This window comes from Rheinheimera sp. EpRS3 (assembly GCF_001513785.1).
Classification (GTDB): Bacteria; Pseudomonadota; Gammaproteobacteria; order Enterobacterales; family Alteromonadaceae; genus Alishewanella.
Window position 1 is genome coordinate 512,235 of the sequence record NZ_LNQS01000008.1, and the last position, 22,183, is coordinate 534,417.

Below are 22,183 nucleotides of genomic sequence, written 5' to 3' on the forward strand. Positions count from 1 at the left end.
ATCCAAATACCATGTTAAGTTAAAACTGCAGTGCAGCCCCGGCGGCGCTATGCCCGGCCAGTAAAAAGTGTGAAAGCTTCAGCATCTTACGCCAGATATGGTGCCCCATGCCAACGCTTTCAAGGTGCAACATTCTCTGCATCTGAAGAAGCTGTTACACTGCACAGATGTTTTTACTTGTTGCAGGTGCTTAAAGGCAATGGCCCGCTATACACAAAAGCCTCTGGATATCAGCAAAGTGCTGGCCCACAGTACTCTGGCATCAAAGCAACAACAGGTAAGCCTGGTGCAACAGCTGAACCGGGTATTAGCCGAGGTATTACAACTGGAGCAACTTAGTTTCTGTCAGGTCAGCTGTATTCGTGACGGCCGGGCGGTGATCTTGTGTGCCTCAGCGCCCTGGCTGACCAGTTTAAAAATGCAGCGCGACGCCATTCTAGACAATTTTCGCCGAAAAATCTTGCCTGATTTAGCCGGAATTGAGATAGAAGCCTCACCTAACGGCCAGATCACCAAACTGCAACTGCCGGTAGCGCAGAAAAACAGCCATCAGCTGTCTGACAATGCCGCTTCAGCGCTGCGCTCGGTAGCGCAAAACAGCGAAGGGGCGTTAAAACAAGCATTGTTAAAACTGGCGCAGAACGCTGATACACAACAGCCAAATAGCGGAAAAACAAAACCCGGCTAAACCGGGTTTGTTTGTAGCTTAAGTTGTCACTCAGGCCAGCTGAGGTGCCAGATAAGATATTGGCATTTGGGCTTTGTCTTCAAAGGTAACAAATTCCCAGTTTTCCTGCTTAGCCAGCACAGCGCATAACAGCTGATTATTCAGGGCATGCCCGGTTTTGAAGGCTTTAAACTCGCCCAGAATGCTGTAACCTGCCATATATAAATCGCCGATAGCATCGAGGATTTTATGTTTAATAAATTCGTCTTCGTAGCGCAGTCCGTCCTGGTTTAATACCCGGTATTCGTCCAGTACTACGGCGTTGTCAAAACTGCCGCCCAATGCCAGGTTATTTGCACGCAGGTACTCTACTTCATGCAAAAAACCAAAGGTGCGGGCACGGCTGATATCTTTAATAAAACCAGCGGCGGAGAAATCCATTTGCATATGCTGCGTGGTTTCTGCAATCACCGGGTGGTTAAATTCAATGGCAAAATCAATTTTAAAGCCATGATGCGGCTTAAATTCGGCCCATTTGTCGCCGTCTTCTACCCGTACAGACTTTTTAATGCGGATAAACTTTTTCGCCTGGCGCTGCTCTGCCACACCGGCTTCAAGCAGCAAATAAACGAACGGGTTGGCACTGCCATCCATAATAGGAATTTCAGCTGAGTCAACTTCAACCACCAGGTTGTCGATCCCCAGCCCGGCAATGGCCGCCATCAGGTGTTCAGTGGTAGATAAGCGCACGCCATTTTCATTGATTAAACAGGTACACATCACCGTATCACCTACTAACTCAGGTGTTACTTTGAAATCGACCACAGGATCGAGATCAACACGACGGAACACGATACCCGTGTTGTCCGGCGCAGGTCGGAGAGTAAGCGTAACCTTTTCGCCTTTGTGCAATCCCACTCCAATGGAGCTGACTGTTTTGTCGATGGTACGTTGTTTAATCATAATTTCTTCCTGCTCAAATAATAAGCAATCACAAAATGGTGGCGAAGCATAGCATAATGTGGCAATTATGCCAAATTCCACTGAACAGCAGCTTAACCCTGCTGTCGGCCCTGCCTGCAACTAAAACTATACTGAGTATAGACTTAGTCGGCTTGTTTGCGTAAAAACGCCGGAATATCAAAAATATCGATATTCGCTTTGCTTTCTGGCTGTGCTTTCACGGCAGCGGTTGGCTGTTCTTCACGCATGGCCTGCGGTGCAGGTTTTTGCATGGTGTTACCGTGTTGTACGTACACAGGCATTGGCTCAGCGCGGTGATTTTGCACCAGGCTGATGTCCGGCCGGCGGTCTGCACCAATACCGGTGGCAACTACCGTTACACGCAGTTCGTCATGCATGTTAGGGTCGATTACCGCACCTACTACTACAGTGGCATTTTCAGACGCAAAAGCTTTTACTGCGTTACCGACAATTTCAAACTCTTCGATGCTGATATCTAAACCGGCTGTGATATTAACCAGAATACCCTTGGCACCTGATAAATCAATATCTTCCAGCAGTGGGCTGGAAATAGCCTGCTCAGCAGCTTCTTCTGCCCGATCCGGGCCAGAAGCACGGCCACTACCCATCATGGCGGTGCCCATTTCTGACATCACGGTACGTACGTCGGCAAAGTCGACGTTGATCAAACCCGGACGGGTAATTAATTCAGCGATACCCTGCACAGCGCCCAGCAACACGTTGTTGGCGGCTTTAAACGCATCCAGCAAACTAGTGCCTTTACCCAGCACTTTTAACAGCTTGTCGTTTGGAATGGTGATCAAGGAATCAACATGCTTGCTCAGCTCCAGAATACCTTCGTCAGCATAAGCGGTACGCTTTTTACCTTCGAACGGGAATGGTTTGGTTACCACTGCCACGGTTAAGATACCCAGTTCACGCGCCACTTCGGCCACGATTGGTGCTGCACCGGTACCTGTACCACCGCCCATACCGGCTGCGATAAAAATCATATCAGCGCCCTGCAGGGTTTTCTTGATGGTTTCGCGGTCTTCCTCGGCTGAACGGCGGCCGATTTCCGGGTTGGCACCAGCACCTAAACCTTTAGTAACATTTGCGCCTAACTGCAGCGTAATGTTGGCTGATGAATTACGCAGAGCCTGAGCGTCGGTATTGGCCGCAACAAACTCTACACCTTCGATATTGCTGGCAACCATGTACTCAACAGCGTTACCGCCGCCGCCACCAACACCTATTACTTTAATAACAGCTTCTTCGCTGTGGTTTTCCATTAATTCAAACATAGCTCTCTCTCCGTTTCTACGCTTACTAACTTAAAATTCGCCTTTGAACCAGCTGCTGATCCGTTTGACGAAGCTACTTACTGAATCGCGCACATCAACATTTTTTTTCTGCTGGGTGCGTGCATCTTTACCGTACAACAACAGCCCTACCACGCTGGCATAAGCCGGGTCCTGTACGTACTCTTTTAAACCAGTAACATGCATAGGCTGCCCTACCCGCACCGGCATCTGAAAAATGTCTTCGGCAAATTCCACCGCGCCTTCCATCTTGGCGGTGCCCCCGGTAAGTACGACACCGGCAGCGATTTGCTCTTCCAGGCCAGAGCTGCGAATTTCTTCCAGCACCAGCTCAAATAATTCCTGATAACGTGGCTCTACTACTTCAGCCAGGGTATGGCGCGACATAGACCTTGCCGGCCTGCCACCAACACTTGGTACTTCAATGCTTTCTTCTTTACCCACCATGCTGCGCAGCGCACAGGCATACTGCACTTTGATGTCTTCAGCATGGCTTAGCGGCGTACGGAAGATTTTGGCAATATCACTGGTAACCTGATTACCGGCTACCGGGATCACGGCGGTGTGGCGCAGCGCACCATTGGTATAAATAGAGATATCAATAGTACCGCCGCCCATATCCACTACGCAGACGCCAAGCTCTTTTTCATCGTCGGTCAGCACGGCGAAACTGGAGGCCAGCGAAGTAAAAATAAGTTGATCGACTTGCAGGCCACAGCGCTCAACGCACTTTTCAATGTTCTTTGCCATGTCGTTGGCGCAGGTAATAATGTGCGCGCGGGCTTCCATCCGCACACCAGACATGCCCACCGGGCTTTTAATGCCTTCCTGCATATCTACCGAGAACTCCTGCGGCAGCACGTGCAGCATGCGCCGCTCGGCCGAAATAGGTACGGATTTAGCAGCGTGGATCACATTGGCGACGTCTTCTGCAGTCACTTCAGTGTCGTTAATCGGTACCATGCCGCTTTCGTTCTGGCAGCGGATATGTTTACCGGTAATGCCTAAATACACTGAGGATACGCGGCAATCTGCCATCAGCTCGGCTTCGTCAATGGCGCGCTGCACAGCCTGCACCACCAGATTCAAATCGTTAACGCCGCCTTTATCCATACCGCGGGATACATGAGTACCCACGCCGACAATGCTAAGCTTGTCATCAGCAGTAATTTCGCCCACCACCGCTTTTATCTGGGCAGTGCCGATATCCAGGCCAACAATCAGATCTCTATCCAACGACTTAGTCATGCTTTTCTCTTTTGTTCAGTGCTGTAACGCACCGCTATACCGGTGTCGTAGCGCAAATCTACTTCGGCTACGGCTTCGGTTTTGTGTTTACTGATAACCGGATACAGCTCGATAAAGCGCTGTAGCCGTTTTAAGGTGTCTTCTCGCCCCAGCTTTAGTGCAACACCGTTGCTCAGGCTTACCTGCCAGGAAAAACGCTCGGTTAAACCCAGCGCCACGGCATTAAATTTATGCAGGGCCAATAAGCCCTGCATATGGCGGAACATGGCAAGTGCATCCTGTTGGCTGCCTTCGGGGCCGGTTAACATTGGCAATGCTGTTTTCAGCTGTTCTACGGGCGCCTGAAAAACCTCGCCCTGTGTATTAAGTAATTGCTGCTGATTCCAGATTGCTACCGGTCGTTGTTCTGTTACCACCACAACCAGAGCATCAGGCCATTGTTTGCGCACGGCCACCTGATATACCCAGGGTTGCTGTAACAGGAACTGCTGCACCTGATCCACGTTCACGCTAAAAAAGTTACCGACGTACTGCTGTTGCAGAGTCTGGTGCAGTACGGTGGCATCGATATGATGAAAATCACCGTATAAGCGCACCTGACGCACCGGCGCACTTTGCTGGCTTTGCATCCAGTCGCTGATTTTTGCCCCTGTCCATGCCAGCGCTGCTACCGCGACAATAAAAAACAGCACTCCGGCATAAAATGCCGGGCGTTGTTTAAATTGCAGCTGAGGCAGGCGCCAGTTCATAGTTATTTTGTTCCTTCGGTCTGGTTAAGTATTGCCAGAACTAATTGCTGAAAACTCAGACCAGCGGCTTTAGCGGCCATAGGTACCAGCGATTTTTCTGTCATACCCGGCACAGTGTTTACTTCCAGTAAATAGTGCTGGCCGCTTTGGTCCAGCATAATGTCTACCCGGCCCCAACCTGATGCACCCACTGCATTAAAAGCCTTAAGCGCAGTGTCTTGCATCGCGGCGGTTTGCTCTGCGCTTAATGGCGCCGGGCATAAGTATTCAGTGCTGTTGGCCTGGTATTTGGCTTCGTAGTCGTAAAAGGCGCGTGGTGTGCGCATTTCCACTACCGGCAGTACCTGGCCATTTAACATAGCGACAGTAAACTCGCGGCCGTTTATCCAGCGTTCAACTAAAATTTCGCTGTCGTATTTCAGTGCCGCGCGAATGGCCTGCTCCAGCTCTTCTGCTGTGCTGGCGGCACTCATGCCAATGCTGGAGCCTTCATTGGCTGGCTTAACCATTACTTTGCCGCCAAGGCTGGCCAGCAAACCGGCAAAATCGGTGTCGTTGTTGTGTACTACGGCAAAAGGAGCCGTTGGTAATTGCTGCGCCTGAAACAGCCATTTACAGCGGATTTTGTCCATCGCCAGAGCAGAACCCAGTACACCGCTGCCGGTGTAAGGTAAGCCCAGTTGTTGCAGTGCGCCTTGCATGCTGCCATCTTCACCACCACGGCCATGTAACACAATAAATACCCGTTGCGCTGCGGTGGCCGCTAACTCAGCCAGTGACTGGGTTTGTGGATCAAAAGCAAAGGCATTTACACCTGCATCTTGCAGGGCTTTTAATACCGCAGTGCCAGAGCGCAGCGACACTTCGCGCTCGGCAGAGTTACCGCCAAACATTACGGCGACTTTGCCAAAAGCATTTACATTGCTAGTCATGCCTGTACTCCTGCGCTGGCTTTAAGTTGGTCAATATTCAGCTGCATAGCCGCCAGCTTTTTAACTAAAGCGCCGATATTGCCGGCACCTTGTGTCAGCACTACATCGCCATCCTGCAGCACACCAGCCAGGCTGGCAGCAAGCTCGGCAGGCTCGGCAACATAAATTGGGTCCAGCGTGCCACGGGCGCGGATAGAGCGGCATAAACTGCGGCTGTCGGCACCGGCAATCGGCGCTTCTCCGGCTGAATACACTTCCAACAGCAATAGCTTATCTACCGTAGACAGCACTTTGGCAAAGTCTTCGTACAAATCACGGGTACGGGTAAAACGGTGTGGCTGATAAGCCATAACCAACCGGCGCTGTGGCCAGGCAGCCCGCGCCGCAGCAATAGTGGCAGCCACTTCGGTTGGGTGATGGCCGTAGTCGTCCAGCAGCAGTACTTTGCCGTTACCGGTATCAAATTCACCGTACTGCTGAAAACGCCGGCCTATACCTTCAAACTTGCTCAGCGCAGCCAGTATGGCCTGCTCGCTGATGCCTTCATCCAGCGCCAGCGCAAAGGCGGCAGTGGCATTTAACGCATTATGTTTGCCGGGTAAATTCAGTACCACTTCGCGTTGATTACCGCTGTTATCGCCAATAGTGTTGTCGGTGATCACAAACCGGCTTTGGGTGCCGCTTTGGCTGAATTCACTGATGACAAAATCAGCGTCGTCACTAAAGCCGTACGTCAGCACGGTGCGGCCAATTTGCGGGATCAGCGCGCGCAGCACCGGATCGTCGATACATACCACTACCACGCCATAAAATGGCAGGTTGTGGCAAAATTCCAGATAGGTGGCTTTTAGCTTTTCAAAGTCGCCCTGATAGGTGTCCATGTGATCAGCTTCGATATTGGTGATCACTGTAGCCAGGGGTTGCAGGTGCAGGAAAGATGCGTCGCTCTCGTCGGCTTCAGCAATTAAATAACGTCCGCTGCCCAACCGGGCGTTAGAACCGGCTGAATTAAGCAGACCACCAATAACAAAAGTAGGGTCGGTACCGGCTTCAGCGAAAATAGACGCCAACAAACTGGTGGTAGTGGTTTTACCGTGCGTACCAGCAACGGCGATACCATGGCGAAAGCGCATTAGCTCGCCAAGCATTTCTGCGCGGCGCACTACAGGAATACGTAACTCACGAGCGGCAGCTACTTCAGGGTTATTGCTGTTAATAGCACTTGAAACCACTACTACGCTGGCGCCATTAACATGGCCGGCATCATGGCCAAACAGCACGCTGGCACCCAGCGTAATTAAGCGTTCAGTAACAGCATTAGGCGCAATGTCGGAGCCCGATACGTTATAACCTTCATTAACCAGCACTTCGGCAATACCGCCCATACCGGCACCACCAATGCCGACAAAGTGAATACGCTCAACGCGGCGCATTGCCAGTTTTTTCTGTTGCGGTGTACTTATCATAAATTCTGTCCTGCTACTTGCTGACCTACTACCTGCTGACATAGCGCCACTACCTGTGCGGTTGCATGATCCAAGGCACAGGCACGCGCTTTGACGGCCATTTGCTGTAACGGTGCTTTACTGTGTAACCATTGCTGCAGCAGCGGCAGCAAGCGTTGTTCTGTTAACTCGTGCTGCGCCAGCAACAAGGCAGCACCCTGTTCTGTTAACCAGCGGGCGTTAGCACTCTGGTGATCGTCTATTGCGCTTGGCAGCGGCACAAACACCGCCGCCACACCGGCACACGCCAGCTCACTGACGGTGGAAGCACCGGCGCGGCAAATTACTACGTCGGCCCAGGCATAGGCTTGCGCCATATCGTCAATAAATGCGCTGGCCTGCGCGGTTAAATTGGCATTGCCCAGTTGCTGATACTGCTGTTCAGTTTGCAGTTGCATGGCTTTACCGGTTTGGTGGCGCACTTCAAGCACACCAGCCTGCGCCGCTTTGGCAAAAATGGCTGGCAATTTATCGTTTAATGCCTGAGCCCCCAAACTGCCGCCCACGACTAATACTTTTAAACTGCCGCTGTAATCGTGCGCTGCGGCAATATTAATAAGCTCTGCCCGTACCGGGTTACCCACCAGCTGTTGTTTGGCATGGCCAGCAAAAGCCGCAGGAAAGGCTACCAGTACCTTGCGGGCCAGCTTAGCCAGCAGCCGGTTGGTGCTGCCTGCAACGGCATTTTGCTCGTGAATAAACAGCGGTAGCCGTTTTAACCAGGCGGCCACGCCACCAGGGCCACTGGCATAACCGCCAAAACCCAGTACCAGATCAGGTTGCACCGTATTAAACACCTGGCGCGCCTGCAATAGTGATTTAACCAGCATCCAGGGTGCGGTTAGCAAAGACAGCACACCTTTACCGCGCAGCCCGGCAACGTTGATAGCATGAAATGGCCAGCCGAATTGCGGCACCAACGTCGCTTCCATCCGGTTAGCCGTGCCCAGCCAGTGAATTTGCCATCCGGCAGCAGACAGTGCAGTCGCTACCGCCTGCGCCGGGAAAATATGACCGCCGGTGCCGCCTGCCATAATCAGAATGCGCGGTTTAGTCATTACGGCCTCCGCTGATGGCGTGCTTGCCTTTTAGCCGCACTTCAAAATCTATCCGCAGTAACAGCGCGGCAGTGGCCAGCATAATAATTAAACTACTACCGCCAGAGCTGACAAAAGGCAGCGTTAAGCCTTTGGTAGGTAAAGCGCCGGTAGCTACACCAATGTTTACTGCCGACTGAAAACCAATCCAGATTGCCAGTGCATAAGCTAAAAAGCCGTGGAAGCTCATATTTTTTGCCAGAGCGCGCTGGCCAATCCACAGGGCGCGGTACACCAGCATAAAGATCAGCGCCAGTAACAACGCAACACCGATAAAGCCGGTTTCTTCGGCAATAACGGCCAGAATAAAATCGGTATGAGCTTCGGGCAAATATTCCAGTTTCTGAATGCTGTTACCCAGGCCCTGGCCAAACCAGCCGCCGCGACCAAATGCCATTAACGACTGCGTTAACTGATAACCACTACCAAAAGGGTCAGCCCAGGGATCCAGAAATGCGGTTACCCGTTTCCAGCGGTATTCGCTGTATACAATCAGTACACCAATCGCCATCAAGCCGGTAAAAATAAGGCCGAAGAACTGCCATAACTTGGCACCTGCCAAAAACAGCAAAGCCACAGCCGTGGCAAACATCACAATGACCGTGCCTAAATCTGGCTGCATCAGTAGTAACACCGCAAAGGCAAATAACACCAGCAAGGGTTTTAGGAAGCCTTTTAAGTTCTCGCGCACTTCTTCATGGCGCCGCACCAGATAACTGGACAGATAAACAAAGAAGAACAGCTTGGCGGGCTCAGCCGACTGCAAACCAATAGGGCCAATGGATAACCAGCGGGTACTGCCGTTAACGTTACGGCCAAACAGCAATACCGCGACCAACAGCGCCAGCCCGGTAAACAGCAGTAACATATTGCTGTTGTGCCACCATTGCACCGGAATATTAATCACCACCAGTGCGGCAGAAAACCCCAGCGCCAGATACACCAGATGCCGGATAGTAAAATGCAGTTCGTTGCCGTGCAGCCTGGCGGCAACCGGCACCGACGCGCTGGTAACCATGACCACGCCCACCGCCAGAATAAGCAGCAGCAAGGTAAGAAACAGCTTGTCGTAGGCAGCGCCATCATCGGCATTCCACCAGTTGGTAATAATGTGCAGCGGGTTTTGCAGCTGAGTTCTCAGCGTATCCAGTGCCAGCTGTTTCATAGCACCTCCGCCTTAACAGCGGCGGCAAATTGCTCGCCACGGTCTGCATAACTTTTAAACATATCCAGGCTGGCACAGGCCGGTGACAGCAATACCATATCGCCAGGCGCAGCCAGCTTTGCCGCCGTTTTTACCGCCTCTTGTATCGTTTTTACCTGAATACTGCCGGCTTTAAGCGCGGCTATCACCGGGCCGTCCTGCCCCAGGGTAATCAGCTGCTGTACGTCGCTGTCTAGCACGGGTTTTAGCTCGGCCATGTCGGCGCCTTTACCATCACCACCGGCAATTAAAATCAGCTTGCCGCTTACCGCCGGGCGCAAACCGGCAATAGCCGCCAGCGTAGCGCCGATGTTGGTGGCTTTAGAGTCGTTGATCCAGCGCACGGCGTTTTTCTCGGCCACTAAAATGCAGCGATGCGGCAAAGACACAAACTGTTTTAGCGCGCTGATTAAACCTGCCCGGCTGGCACCGGCCGCCAGTGCTAAGGCGCAGGCTACCAGGGCATTAAATTCGTTATGAGCACCAAACAGTGTCATTTCGCTAATGGGTAACAGCGGCTCACCGGCAACATTTAACCAGCGGTTACCGTCAATAACGGCAATGCCGTAGGCGGAATCGGCCAGTTTAATGCCCAGCGTATGCGCACTGATTGAAGGTGTGGTGGCACTGTCAGCTAAATTAAATACCGCCAGTTGGCTATGCTGATATACCCGCTGTTTAGACGCGGCATAAGCCGCCATATCACGGTAGCGATCTAAGTGATCGGCGCTTACATTTAAAATGCAGCTGGCCACACTATGCAGGCCTGTTGTGGTGTCAAGCTGAAAGCTGGACAGTTCAAGCACAAACACATCGGTGTCTTGTTGTGCTATGGCATCGAGTACCGGCAAGCCGATATTGCCTGCCGCCAGTGCTTTTACACCACTGCATTTGAGCATGGCTTCTACCAGCATCGTCACGGTAGATTTGCCGTTAGAGCCGGTAATCGCCACCACCGGCTTATGATTAAAGCGGGCAAATAACTCAACATCGCCCAGCAGCTCTACGCCTTGTGCCACCGCAAAGCGGATAGCCGGATGCGTTGGCGATAACCCCGGGCTTAAGATAATCATGTCCATCTTGGCCAGCCGGTTGGCGTCCAGCTCGCCTAAGTAAATGCCATCTACCTTTTCAGCGGCAATTTGTTCAATACCGGCGGGTTTGCTGCGGCTGTCCATCAGCACAGGTTTAACGCCCAGGCTTAACAAAAAACGCACAGTGGCCAGACCCGACAGGCCCAGCCCCACAACTGCAATGCGTTTCTTCGCTAAATGCTGCATCATTAAACTCTGTGTCTCCGTTAACGTCATCGTTATCTCAGTTTCAAGGTGGCAAGGCCCACCAGCACAAAGATGATGGATAAAATCCAGAACCGCACAATCACGCGCGGCTCAGGCCAGCCTTTTAATTCATAGTGATGGTGGATAGGCGCCATGCGGAAAATACGCTGGCCGCGCAATTTGTAAGAGCCTACCTGCAGGATCACTGACAGCGTTTCCATGACAAAGACGCCGCCCATAATAAACAGCACTATTTCCTGCCGCACCAGAATGGCGATAACGCCCAGCACCGCACCCAGCGCCAGTGAGCCAACATCGCCCATAAATACCTGCGCCGGATAGGTGTTAAACCATAAAAAGCCTAAGCCTGCGCCGACTAAAGCGGCACACACCACCACCAGCTCACCGGCGTAGGGCAGATAAGGAATATTCAGATAACCGGAAAAATTCACGTTGCCGCTGGCGTAAGCAATAATGGCAAACGCCGATGCCACCATAATGGTAGGCACTATGGCCAGGCCGTCGAGGCCGTCGGTCAGGTTGACGGCATTACTGGTGCCGACAATGACAAAATAACTTAACGCGATAAACAATAAGCCCAGTTGTGGCATAACGTCTTTAAGAAACGGTACCAGCAGCGCGGTTTCGGCCGGACGCTCGGCGGTAAAATACAAAAAGGCCGCAGTAGCAATGGCAAACAGCGATTGCCAGAAGTATTTCCAGCGGGCAATCAGGCCTTTGGGATCTTTGCGGATCACTTTACGGTAATCATCAACAAAGCCAATCCAGCCAAAACTTATCAGCACAAACAGCACTACCCAGACATACTTGTTGTCCAGATCTGCCCATAACAAGGTGCTTAGCAATACTGAGCCTAAGATCAGCAGGCCACCCATCGTCGGTGTGCCTTTTTTCGAGAAGTGGCTTTGCGGGCCGTCGTTACGTACCACCTGGCCAATTTGCATCAGTTGCAAACGCGCAATAAGCTTAGGCCCTAAATACAGGCTTAATAGTAACGACGTTAAAATACCCAGTATGGCGCGAAACGTCAGGTAACTGAATACATTAAAAAAGCTGAAGTATTGGGTTAAATACTCGGCCAACCAAACTAGCATGGGCTGTTCTCCTGCTGACATCTTTCTAGCAAGTCTTGCACGACTAATTCCATTTTCGCGCTACGCGAACCTTTCACTAGCAGGGTGACTTCCTGTTGTTCTGACACTATCGGCAACAGCCGCTGTAACAGCGTCTGGCGCGAACTGAAATGAGCGCCTTGTCCATTGAACAAGTCACTGGCGCTCTGTGATAACACGCCAAGGGTGAACAACAGATTAATACCTGATTTTTTTGCGTATAAACCAATCTCTTCGTGGTATAAACGGGCATCTGCGCCCAGTTCGCCCATGTCGCCGAACACCAGCACCCGGTAACCGGAATACGACGCCAGTAAGTCAATTGCCGCCTTTACCGACTCGACATTAGCGTTGTAGGTATCATCAATAATACGCAGCTGCGGGTTAACCATTTTGACATTGGTGCGGCCTTTTACCGCCTGCATTTGTGCCAGCCCCAGCTGCACATCGGTCAGCGTGGCGCCAACAGCGATACAGGCAGCTGCAGCGGCCAGCGCATTGACAACATTGTGCCGGCCAGGAATAGTCAGCTGAATAAACTGGCGGCCTGTCGGGCAGATAAGCTCAAAAGCGGCACAGCCCTCTGTGTCCAGTACGATACCTTCGGCATAATAATCGGCCGGCCCGGTAGCGGAAAACTGCATAACTTGTTTGCCTTCAAGCCGTTTTAACCAGTAATCACGGTATTCACTGTCCCCAGGCAATATGGCAAGGCCGTTTGCTGACAAACCATTAAAAATTTCGCCTTTGGCGCGTGCTACGCCGGATACATCACCAAAGCCTTCTAAATGCGACGCCGCCACATTGGTAATAATGGCGACATCCGGCTTAGCCAGTGAGGTGGTGTAGGCAATTTCGCCCTGATGATTCGCGCCCAGCTCCAGCACGGCAAAATTGTGCTTTTCTGTCAGGCGCAGCATAGTTAGCGGCACACCGATATCGTTATTAAAATTGCCCTGAGTTGATAACACCTGGCCACGACGGCTTAAAATGGCGGCCATCATTTCTTTAACGGTAGTTTTACCGGCACTGCCGGTAACCGCGATGGTTTTTGGTACCAGCCGGGCTTTTACGGCCGCAGCCAGTTGCCCCAGCGCCAGGCGGGTGTCTTTTACCACAATCTGGCTGATCGCCTCAGATACCTGTTGCTCAGTGACTACTGCAATGGCGCCTTTGGCTTTCACTTCGGCGACAAAAGCTGTGCCGTCAAAGTTCGGCCCTTTTAAAGCTATAAACAGCTCGCCGGCACTGATACTGCGGCTGTCGGTGCTGACAGAGGTTACAGTGACATCGTCACCGTGCAGGCTGCCATGCAGAATTTCAGTTATGTCGGAACAGCGTAAGCTAATCATAGTGACATCTCCGCAACCAGTTGTTGCAAATAAGCGCGCTCGTCGTACTGCCGTACTTCTGCGCCAACAATCTGTACTGTTTCATGCCCTTTACCGGCAACCAACACTATGTCGCCGGGCTGCGCACTGACCAGTGCCAGCTTAATGGCAGCCTTGCGATCAGGCTCTATCTGATAACTGGCATCCGGGCTCATGCCTGCGGCAATTTCTTCGCAAATTGCCACTATATCTTCGCTGCGCGGATTATCGGCAGTAACAATAATATGGTCGGCAAACAGCTCTGCCAGTTGGCCCATTAGCGGCCGTTTACCGCGATCTCTGTCGCCACCGCAGCCAAAAACACACCACAGGCGGCTGGCACAATGCATACGCAATGACTGTAATGCCTGCTGCAGCGCATCCGGGGTGTGGGCATAGTCGATAACTGCGGTAAACTGTTGCGGAAATAAAAACTGTTCCATGCGACCAGGTACGGCTTTTAACTGCTCAGCAGAGGCAATAAGCATACCCAGTGGATGGCCCAGCATGTATAGGGCGCCAATAGCGGCCAGTACGTTTTGAATATTAAACTCACCCAGCAGTGGCAACTGCAGACTGAACTCGCCCAAATGGCTGCTAAGACGAACCTGATAACCATTTACCATTGGCACAACATCTGAGTACGCCAGATAGCGTTCAAAACCATTGCAGTCTTCTGCTTTGCCATAAACAAACAGTGGATTGACACACTGCGCAGCCAAAGCACGGCCAAATTCATCGGACACATTAATAACTGCGGCCTGGCTCAGCTCTGGTTTAAACAGTAAGGCTTTGGCAGCGCCGTATTCAGCCATAGTGCCGTGGTAATCAAGATGGTCGCGGGTCAGGTTGGTAAACACCGCCACATTGAAATTTAACCCGGCAACCCGTTGCTGCACCAACGCATGGGATGACACTTCCATCGCCGCCAGCTTAATATCTGAGCTAACAAATTCTGAAAAAATACGTTGTAAATCAACAAAGTGAGGTGTTGTATTAGGCAGCGTGGTCAGCTTTTGATAATAGCCATAGCCCAGAGTACCGATAACCGCAGCATTGGTCGCCAACAGCTCTGCCAGCTGATTAATAAAAAACGCTATGCTGGATTTACCGTTAGTACCGGTAATTCCAACAAGTTGCAGTTGCGCAGCCGGTTGCTGATAAAACGCACTAACCAGCTGTGGCAATATTTGGTTTAACTGCGGCAACACAATAATGCGTTCGTCGGTATAGTTGCCGCTGTCAGTCAGTATCAGAGCTGCGCCCTGTGTCAGCGCTTTAGCAATAAACTGGTTACCATGCTGCTGCACACCCGGTATAGCCAGAAACACATCACCTGCGCCAACTTTACGGCTATCCAACTGCAGTTGCTGCACCTGAACATCGGGTGCGCTGATACCATAAGCAGCTAGCCAACTGCGGGCATTAACCGGCATGGCGGCCTCCCGTTACGGCAGAGAGTTTAGGCTGGCTGTCACTGTCTGGTGCCAGATTAAGTAGTTGCATGGTCGCCCCCATAATGTTGGCAAACACCGGTGCGGCAATTTCACCGCCGTGGTAAAAATCACCCGCTGGTTCGTTAATGACTACTACACATGCCAGCCGCGGGTTAGAAACAGGCCCGACACCGGCAAAGGAAGCGACATAGTCGTCACCGTAACCACCGGCAATGGCTTTACGCGAAGTACCGGTTTTGCCGCCAACACGATAACCTTTCACCTTCGCTCTGGTGGCGGTGCCACCGGGCATAATATTGGCTTCCATCATTTCCAGCATGGCCGCAGCATGTTCCGGAGCCAGCACTTGCTCGCCCGGATAAGGTTGATCTGATTTTAAAATGGTCAGCGGCCGGCTGATGCCGCCATTGGCCATGGTGGAATACACTTTTGCCAGTTGGGCTGCAGTAACTGATAAGCCATAACCAAAGGATAAGGTGGCACGCTCAAAATCAGACCAGCGCCGGCGATGGCTCAACATGCCGCCACTTTCGCCATTCAGGCCAAGGCCGGTATCCATGCCCAGCCCCATATTGGCGTACAGGCCAATAACATGCTCTACCGGCATATCCAGCACCAGCTTGCTCACACCGATATTGCTCGATTTCTGAATAATGCCGGTCAGGCTGAGGTTGTTGTAATTGTTTGCATCGCGCACCCAGCTGCCGCCAATGCGCATATAACCGGGCGAAGTATTAACAACCTCGTCCAGTTTGGCCGAGCCGAACTCCAGCGCACTGAGCACCGCCAGCGGCTTCATGGTTGAACCTGGCTCAAAGGTGTCAGCAATGGCACGATTACGAAACAGGTAAGACGGCGTATTGCGGCGGTTATTCGGGTTAAACGACGGGCTGTTCACCATCGCCAGCACTTCACCGGTTAACACATCAACAACGATTGCCGAGCCGGACGTGGCACCATGGGATAACACAGCTTTTTTCAGCTCACGGTAGGTTACCGACTGAATACGCTGATCAATACTGAGTTGTACATTGCCTGGCGCCTGCGCCTGAGCGCGCTCAATTACTTCAATTTCACGGCCTTTGGCATCTTTGCGATATACTTTGCGCCCTGCTGTACCGGTAAGCAGCTCGTCAAAGCGTTTTTCGATGCCTTCTACGCCAACATCGTCAACATTAGTAAAGCCCAGCAGCTGTGCGGTAACTTCGCCTGCCGGATAATAACGGCGCGATTCCTGACGGAAATAAATGCCCGGTACTTTGAGTTTTTTGACATAGTCGACCACCGCCGGGTTAACCTGACGCTGCAGGTAAACGAAACGGCGCTGCGGGTTATCGCCAATCCGGTTTAGTAATTGCGCCGGAGTCAGCTGCAGTATTTCTGCCAGAGCATGCCAGCGACGTTCATCAGCGGCAGCGTTGCGTTCAATAACCACTTTCGGATCAGCCCAGATGGCTTCTACCCCAACACTGACTGCCAGCTCTTCGCCGTTGCGATCAACTATCATGCCGCGCAGTACGCTGTCCGACTCTACCCGCAGGCTGCGCGCATCGCCCTGGCTTACCAGCATGTCAGGCTCTATTACCTGCAGCCAGGCAGCACGCACAACCAAAGCGGTAAATACGGCCGTTAAGCTCAGCAAAACAAACGCAAAACGCCAGCCCAGCACTGAAGGTGATGTTCTGGCTTTAGCCTGAGGTGTTTTCTTTGCCCGGCTCATGGTTGTGTCACCGCAACGTCCTGCTCACCGGCAGGACGTAACATGTGTAATTGATTACGGGCAATGTCTTCCACCCGGCTGTGTTCAGACAACGCCCGCTGCTCCAGCAGCAGGTTGCGCCATTCTATATCCAGTTGATCGCGTTGCTGGTACAGGCCATCCTGCGCTATGGTTAGCTGGCGGTTTAAATGGGCAAAATGTACCACTGTCAACGCCGAGGCAATACACGCCAACAGCATCAGCGCCAGCCACTTTTGTGCACGCCAGTCCTGGCCAATTAAGCGATGCAGGCTGATATTACTCATGGCGCTGCTTCTCTGCTATACGCAGCACTGCACTGCGCGCCCTGGGGTTAGCTTCCAGTTCTTGCTCAGACGGCATAATGGCTTTGCCAATCAGCGTAAGTTCGGTGCGCTGTTGCATCTGGGCCGCTGTCAGCGGTATACCGCGTGGTACAGGTTCACCTTTGGCATAGCGGCGCATAAACTGCTTAACCAGCCTATCTTCCAGTGAATGAAAGCTGATCACCACCAAACGGCCACCGGGTTTTAACACCTGCATTGCTGCCTGCAAGGCCTGGTTTACCTGCTCCAGCTCGCTGTTAATATAAATACGGATCGCCTGAAAACTGCGCGTAGCCGGGTGTTTTTTCTCTTTATTGCTTTTAGGCACGCTGTCGCTTATCAGCTTTGCCAGCTGTGCCGTACGGGTTATTGATGTTTCTGCACGCGCAGCGACTATGGCCTGCGCTATGCGCCAGGCAAACTTTTCTTCGCCGTATTCACGCAACACAAAACTGATGTCTTCCACGTCGGCCTCAGCCAGCCATTTAGCTGCACTGATGCCTGAGCTGGGGTCCATCCGCATATCCAGCGGGCCGTCGCGCATAAAACTAAAACCACGATCGGCGTCGTCCAGTTGTGGGGAGGACACGCCAAGATCGAGTAAAATGCCATCAAGTGCACCGGTGATGTGCAGCTGCTCAGCGATAGTTGCCAGGGCGGCAAAGGGGCTGTGGGTGATATGAAAACGGGGGTCTGCCTTAAGTAACTCGGCAGCTGCTATCGCGGTGGGGTCGCGATCTATAGCAAATAAACGGCCTTGTGGGCCTAATAAGGATAGAATAGCCCGGCTGTGGCCACCGCGGCCGAAAGTACCGTCCAGGTAGCAGCCGTCAGGTTTTATTGCTAGCCCGTCCAGTGCTTCTTGCAGCAGAACGGAAATATGCGCCACAGTAGTCATTTTACAGTGCAAAGTCCTGTAATCGTTCTGACAATTCAACATCACCGGCCTGAGCCTGCTCTAATGCAATATCTGCAGCAAGCCGCTCATGCCAGGCTGTTTCATCCCAGATTTCAAATTTATTTAACTGGCCAACCAAACGAATACCCTTGGTCAGGCCAGCGTGTTGCCGTAAAGGAGCCGGCAATAAAATACGGCCACTTTTGTCCATATCACAATCAGTGGCATTACCCAGCAATACGCGCTGTAAGCGGCGTTCCTGCGGGTTTAAGCTGGATAGGCGTTTAAGTTTTTCTTCTATTTCTTCCCACTCTGCCAGCGGGTACAACAATAAGCAGGGGTCGTGCAGGTCAATTGTGCATATCAGATGGCCCTGACAATCAGACAGCAGAAATTCACGGTAGCGCGCGGGTAGCGCTAACCGGCCTTTCTCGTCCAGTGTCAACGTAAATGAGCCACGAAACATTAAGCTTCCTGAGTATGTTATTTAACAGCTTTGGCTTAGGGGTAACCCAACTTGATCCACTATTACCCACAAATCCCCACAACGACACAGTTTAGGGTGCCGCTTTCCCCCTTGTCAAGGTAAAAACAGTGCCGATTGATCGATTGCAACCACAGTAAAAATAAGCTCTGTAGCAAAGATGATGATTTTGGTGGAAAAAAGTGGGGTGTAGATCAAACAGTAAGATCAAAACAGCGTAAATGTGGCCCGGCCGATATTGTGTTAGTGCTTTTTGCAACAGTGACTTGCCAAGTCAGAATAAATTATTCAATACTGAAGCTAAGTATTAATAACAAATTCCCGCTCAATGCAGCAGCCGGCAAAAAGGAAGATCGTACTATGGTGTGTTTACTGAAAATTCGCGGCATGCTGGAGCAAATGTCAGTAATTGAACGTAAGCTGGCAGATTTTATATTAGACAACGCGCACTTACTGCGCGATTACTCCTCACAGCAGTTGGCCGATGCCGTGGGGATCAGCCAGTCGAGCGTGGTAAAGTTTTGCCAGAAGCTAGGTTATAAAGGTTACCCGGATTTAAAACTGGCGGTAAGTGAAGCCGTTATTACGGCATCGACCCTGCAGCGTGACACCAATGAACATCAGCCTCAGCCTAATACATTGCTGACACTGGTAGAACAGTTGCAGTTTAGCCTGCAGCATCATTTTCGCGCCTTACTGGAAATTAATGCCGAAAAAACCTTGCTGGATGTAGCCGACTTGCTGTCGCAGGCAGATAAAATTCTGATCGCGGGTTTTGGCCAGTCCGGCATCGTAGCCCATGATATGCAATTCCGTTTGTTGCAGCTGGGTAAGCTGGCACTGACCAACAGTGATCCGGCCGTCACCTTGCAGCTAACCAGTATGCTTAGCAGCAACAGTGTATTACTGCTGGTGTCCGAGTCTGGCCAGAATAACGATTTACTGAAACTGGCCAAATTTGCCCGCCAGCGGCAAATTCGTATTATCAGCCTTACCAGTTATAAAACCAATGCGCTGAGCCTGGCGGCAGATTTAGCGCTATTTGTGTTACATGGCGATGAAAACGTGCGGCTTAACCCGATATTGGTGCAACTGGCACAGCAGCACCTGTGCCATATTGTCTACTTATTGCTGTGCCAGCAGCTGAATAATGATTACCAGCTGGAAGAAAACAGCAAGCTGCCGGATTTGCTGGAAAACCTGTAGCAGCCTTATGGCAGCATTTCCAGCCCTTCTATAGCGGTAATGCCCAGCCCCGGTGCATCTTCAATGGTAATATCCGCATCATTAAACTTCACACTGCTTTTTACCGGGTCAAACAAGCACAGCGACGGCCCGTCCAGATCAATTTTGGTAATAACATCTGATTTTGCTACCGCCACATGCACTGCAGCTGCAACGCTGATACTGCCTTCGAGCATGCAGCCTATCATGCACTGCATATCGTAAAACGAGCAGATATCGGCAATTTTAATAGCATTGGCAATACCGCCGGTTTTCATCAGCTTAATATTAATAATGTCGGCAGCACGCATCTTAATAAGGTCAATTACCTCGCGCGGGCCAAAGCTGCTCTCGTCGGCCATTACCGGCGTATGTACGCGCTCGGTAATGTATTTCAAACCGTCTAAATCATAAGCTTTCACCGGTTGCTCTACCAGTTCCAGCCGTACTCCGGCATCTTCGAGTTTATGCAGCGCATATACCGCCTCTTTTGCTGTCCAGCCCTGATTTGCATCCAGCCGGATTAACGCTTTGCCTTCCACTGCAGCATAAATAGCTTTAACCCGCTCAATGTCGACACCAATATCTTTGCCTACTTTTACTTTTAAAGTTTCAAAGCCCCGATCAATCGCGCTTAACGAGTCGGCCACCATTTTGTCGATGTAATCCACGCTGATGGTAATATCTGTGGTTATTTTAGGCACGCCGCCGCCAAGTATTTTATATAGTGGTGCTTTATATAACTGCGCGAACAAGTCATACACTGCCATTTCTACCGCCGCCTTGGCGCTGTAGTTTTTCATAATACAATTTTGAATAAGGCGGATAATATGATTTAAATCAGCTACTTCCTGCCCAACAATTTTAGGTTTAATCACCGTGCGGATAGCTTCAATGATAGAGCCATGAATATCGCCGGTAATCACCGCGGTGGCGGGTGCTGAGCCATAACCAAGGTGGCCGGTGTCAGTTTCCACCATCACCACCACATCTTCGATGGTATTTACGGTGCGCAGTGCAGTTTTAAACGGGGTTTTCAGAGGCACACGTAACATACCCAGTCTGATATCAGTTATTTTCATAGTTGCCTCTGTTAACGCAGTGATTTAATAGCATAGAGCGCATCCAGATAAGATTGCTCCGGATTGGCATTTAATGGCAGTAACGGCGTAACCACTACACCGTTGAGGGTACCGACATAAAGCCCGCCATTGGTTGTCGGATACACCAGGGTATTTACATCGTGGATCATAAAAGGCTGCTCATCCTGCATGCCCAGATACAGTGATACATGGCCGGGGAAATACAGTAAATCGCCAACCTGTGCCTGCTGTATCGCAGTTAGCTTGTCATCTTTACTGCTTTGGCTGTCAAACCTGACATTGCTGCCATAAGTGCCATTACCCTGCTGGCCGGAATTGCGAGGCATTAAAAAGCCAAAGCTGCGAAAAATTTCTGAAATAAAGCCGGTGCAGTCCCTGCCATTGTAATCATGGCCCCAGCCGTAGCGCTCGCCTAAAAACTTAAACGCCTGTGCCACAATATTATTGGCTGTAAACGGCAAATATCCCTGATGTACATCCTCGGAGCGTGGAATAAGCGCAGCCGTAAAGGTCAGGCTGCCATCGTTGCGGCGCAGCGGTAACTGCACTATGTAGCTCGCCGCCGGGTTCTGGCCATGCACTTTAAAACCGGTTTCTGCTGCGCCAATTTCTGCGGCGTTAAGTTGCGGCAAACGGATGCCCATATCCAGCTGCAGTTCAGAAATAGCCTCTAATTCAGGATTGTAGGCAGTGCGCACCTTAGCCCCGGTAGTTACCAGAAAAGGTGTCTTAGCGGTGTAGGCAAATACCTGCTCTTTGCTGCCAATAGCAATATCAGCGGCTTTCACCCAGCCGGTATAATTAAAACTGCGTACCAACAGCCATGTTTTATCGCGGCTCTGATGCAACACAGCCACGGCATCGGCCACAAACAGTGCGGTTTCAGCAAAGCGATCAAGATCGGTATTTAATTGTGCATTAAAAACCCTGTCATCTGTAGGAAAAGCACGCAGCGCGGTGCGTTTAACCACCAAACCAAACTGCACTGCAGTTTGTGGTTTAATCTGTTTTTGCGCCAGCAATGCCGTGTAGCCTTGCCACTGCTTTGGCGTTACCTCACTGCCATCTGCATAAAAGCGTGGCGCTTCAGGTACGCTGCTGACAGCCTGTAAAATAGCCGTCAGCTCATTTTTACTGTAATGCGCGGGCAGGTTTTGCAATAGCTGCATTTCGCTCTGCTGGTTAAAAGTTTGCTGGTTACGCCCGGCTATTTGCTCAGTACTTAACAGCAGTTTGTCGGCACCGGTGAGTTTCGTCTGCCAAAAAGTGCTGTTCAGCTGTTCCTGCCGCAGCAATGGCACATCGGTACTAAACTGTTCTTCAGCAAAGGCTGCAACAGTAGCACTGCACCAGCAACACAGCAGTAATAACAGCTTTCTCATTCAGACTCCTTCAAATACGTTGTTTTTCAGGCTTTTTTCACTCATCAATTGGCATAACCATACTGCCAAGGAATGAAATATTCCAATTATTTTGAAAAATC

General features: G+C 51.2%; 21 protein-coding genes. 2 read left to right on the forward strand and 19 right to left on the reverse strand.

Annotated features, from left to right (window positions below; genetic code table 11):
- Positions 1 to 19: 19 nt before the first annotated feature.
- Entirely contained in the window at positions 20 to 142 is a 123-nt protein-coding gene (locus tag AR688_RS20625; RefSeq protein WP_269433697.1) for a hypothetical protein, read from the reverse strand.
- Between the two features lie 57 nt (positions 143 to 199).
- Here AR688_RS20625 and AR688_RS11020 point away from each other — a divergent pair, with 57 nt between their 5' ends.
- The gene (locus tag AR688_RS11020; RefSeq protein ID WP_068233334.1) at positions 200 to 688 is read left to right on the forward strand and encodes a DciA family protein; all 489 of its coding nucleotides are present in this window, start codon (positions 200 to 202) and stop codon (positions 686 to 688) included.
- 30 nt (positions 689 to 718) lie between these two features.
- Here the strand turns inward: AR688_RS11020 and lpxC are convergent, their stop codons facing one another.
- From lpxC to mraZ, 16 genes are all read right to left on the reverse strand, one after another.
- Complete coding sequence (gene lpxC, locus AR688_RS11025; protein ID WP_068233335.1) at positions 719 to 1,630, reverse strand: UDP-3-O-acyl-N-acetylglucosamine deacetylase; 912 nt, start codon at positions 1,628 to 1,630, stop codon at positions 719 to 721.
- Positions 1,631 to 1,773: 143 nt separating this feature from the next.
- A complete protein-coding gene (gene ftsZ, locus AR688_RS11030) occupies positions 1,774 to 2,934 on the reverse strand; it encodes a cell division protein FtsZ (RefSeq protein WP_068233340.1) in 1,161 nt (386 codons plus the stop codon).
- A 30-nt stretch (positions 2,935 to 2,964) separates the two neighbouring features.
- On the reverse strand, positions 2,965 to 4,200 hold the full coding sequence (gene ftsA / locus AR688_RS11035; protein WP_068233342.1) for a cell division protein FtsA: 1,236 nt from the start codon (positions 4,198 to 4,200) through the stop codon (positions 2,965 to 2,967).
- Entirely contained in the window at positions 4,197 to 4,949 is a 753-nt protein-coding gene (locus AR688_RS11040) for a cell division protein FtsQ/DivIB (RefSeq protein WP_068233345.1), read from the reverse strand. The genes ftsA and AR688_RS11040 overlap by 4 nt, the downstream gene beginning before the upstream one ends.
- Before the next feature lie 2 nt (positions 4,950 to 4,951).
- The gene (locus AR688_RS11045) at positions 4,952 to 5,881 is read right to left on the reverse strand and encodes a D-alanine--D-alanine ligase (RefSeq protein ID WP_068233348.1); all 930 of its coding nucleotides are present in this window, start codon (positions 5,879 to 5,881) and stop codon (positions 4,952 to 4,954) included.
- A complete protein-coding gene (gene murC / locus AR688_RS11050; RefSeq protein ID WP_068233349.1) occupies positions 5,878 to 7,347 on the reverse strand; it encodes a UDP-N-acetylmuramate--L-alanine ligase in 1,470 nt (489 codons plus the stop codon). The genes AR688_RS11045 and murC overlap by 4 nt, the downstream gene beginning before the upstream one ends.
- Positions 7,344 to 8,444 carry an undecaprenyldiphospho-muramoylpentapeptide beta-N-acetylglucosaminyltransferase gene (murG, locus tag AR688_RS11055; protein ID WP_068233350.1) on the reverse strand — a complete coding sequence of 367 codons (1,101 nt, stop codon included), beginning with the start codon at positions 8,442 to 8,444 and terminating at the stop codon, positions 7,344 to 7,346. The genes murC and murG overlap by 4 nt, the downstream gene beginning before the upstream one ends.
- A complete protein-coding gene (gene ftsW / locus AR688_RS11060; protein ID WP_068233351.1) occupies positions 8,437 to 9,648 on the reverse strand; it encodes a putative lipid II flippase FtsW in 1,212 nt (403 codons plus the stop codon). The genes murG and ftsW overlap by 8 nt, the downstream gene beginning before the upstream one ends.
- Complete coding sequence (murD, locus tag AR688_RS11065) at positions 9,645 to 10,997, reverse strand: UDP-N-acetylmuramoyl-L-alanine--D-glutamate ligase (RefSeq protein WP_231732041.1); 1,353 nt, start codon at positions 10,995 to 10,997, stop codon at positions 9,645 to 9,647. The genes ftsW and murD overlap by 4 nt, the downstream gene beginning before the upstream one ends.
- 2 nt (positions 10,998 to 10,999) lie before the next feature.
- A complete protein-coding gene (gene mraY / locus AR688_RS11070) occupies positions 11,000 to 12,082 on the reverse strand; it encodes a phospho-N-acetylmuramoyl-pentapeptide-transferase (RefSeq protein WP_068233355.1) in 1,083 nt (360 codons plus the stop codon).
- Positions 12,076 to 13,452, reverse strand: coding sequence for a UDP-N-acetylmuramoyl-tripeptide--D-alanyl-D-alanine ligase (locus AR688_RS11075; protein ID WP_068233357.1), 1,377 nt, complete (start codon positions 13,450 to 13,452; stop codon positions 12,076 to 12,078). The genes mraY and AR688_RS11075 overlap by 7 nt, the downstream gene beginning before the upstream one ends.
- Positions 13,449 to 14,906 (reverse strand): UDP-N-acetylmuramoyl-L-alanyl-D-glutamate--2,6-diaminopimelate ligase, encoded by a 1,458-nt coding sequence (locus AR688_RS11080; RefSeq protein ID WP_068233360.1) that lies wholly within the window; start codon positions 14,904 to 14,906, stop codon positions 13,449 to 13,451. Before AR688_RS11080 ends, AR688_RS11075 begins: the two co-directional genes overlap by 4 nt.
- Positions 14,896 to 16,647 carry a penicillin-binding transpeptidase domain-containing protein gene (locus AR688_RS11085; RefSeq protein ID WP_068233363.1) on the reverse strand — a complete coding sequence of 584 codons (1,752 nt, stop codon included), beginning with the start codon at positions 16,645 to 16,647 and terminating at the stop codon, positions 14,896 to 14,898. Before AR688_RS11085 ends, AR688_RS11080 begins: the two co-directional genes overlap by 11 nt.
- The gene (gene ftsL, locus AR688_RS11090; RefSeq protein ID WP_068233365.1) at positions 16,644 to 16,952 is read right to left on the reverse strand and encodes a cell division protein FtsL; all 309 of its coding nucleotides are present in this window, start codon (positions 16,950 to 16,952) and stop codon (positions 16,644 to 16,646) included. The genes AR688_RS11085 and ftsL overlap by 4 nt, the downstream gene beginning before the upstream one ends.
- On the reverse strand, positions 16,945 to 17,889 hold the full coding sequence (rsmH, locus tag AR688_RS11095; protein WP_068233367.1) for a 16S rRNA (cytosine(1402)-N(4))-methyltransferase RsmH: 945 nt from the start codon (positions 17,887 to 17,889) through the stop codon (positions 16,945 to 16,947). The genes ftsL and rsmH overlap by 8 nt, the downstream gene beginning before the upstream one ends.
- A 1-nt stretch (position 17,890) precedes the next feature.
- A complete protein-coding gene (gene mraZ / locus AR688_RS11100) occupies positions 17,891 to 18,355 on the reverse strand; it encodes a division/cell wall cluster transcriptional repressor MraZ (protein ID WP_068233371.1) in 465 nt (154 codons plus the stop codon).
- A gap of 378 nt (positions 18,356 to 18,733) precedes the next feature.
- Here mraZ and AR688_RS11105 point away from each other — a divergent pair, with 378 nt between their 5' ends.
- On the forward strand, positions 18,734 to 19,579 hold the full coding sequence (locus AR688_RS11105; protein WP_068234134.1) for a MurR/RpiR family transcriptional regulator: 846 nt from the start codon (positions 18,734 to 18,736) through the stop codon (positions 19,577 to 19,579).
- 5 nt (positions 19,580 to 19,584) lie between these two features.
- Here the strand turns inward: AR688_RS11105 and AR688_RS11110 are convergent, their stop codons facing one another.
- A complete protein-coding gene (locus AR688_RS11110) occupies positions 19,585 to 20,679 on the reverse strand; it encodes a dipeptide epimerase (RefSeq protein WP_068233374.1) in 1,095 nt (364 codons plus the stop codon).
- 11 nt (positions 20,680 to 20,690) lie between these two features.
- Positions 20,691 to 22,082: an NlpC/P60 family protein gene (locus tag AR688_RS11115; protein ID WP_068233377.1), complete on the reverse strand. Its 1,392-nt coding sequence runs from the start codon at positions 22,080 to 22,082 to the stop codon at positions 20,691 to 20,693.
- Positions 22,083 to 22,183 lie beyond the last annotated feature (101 nt).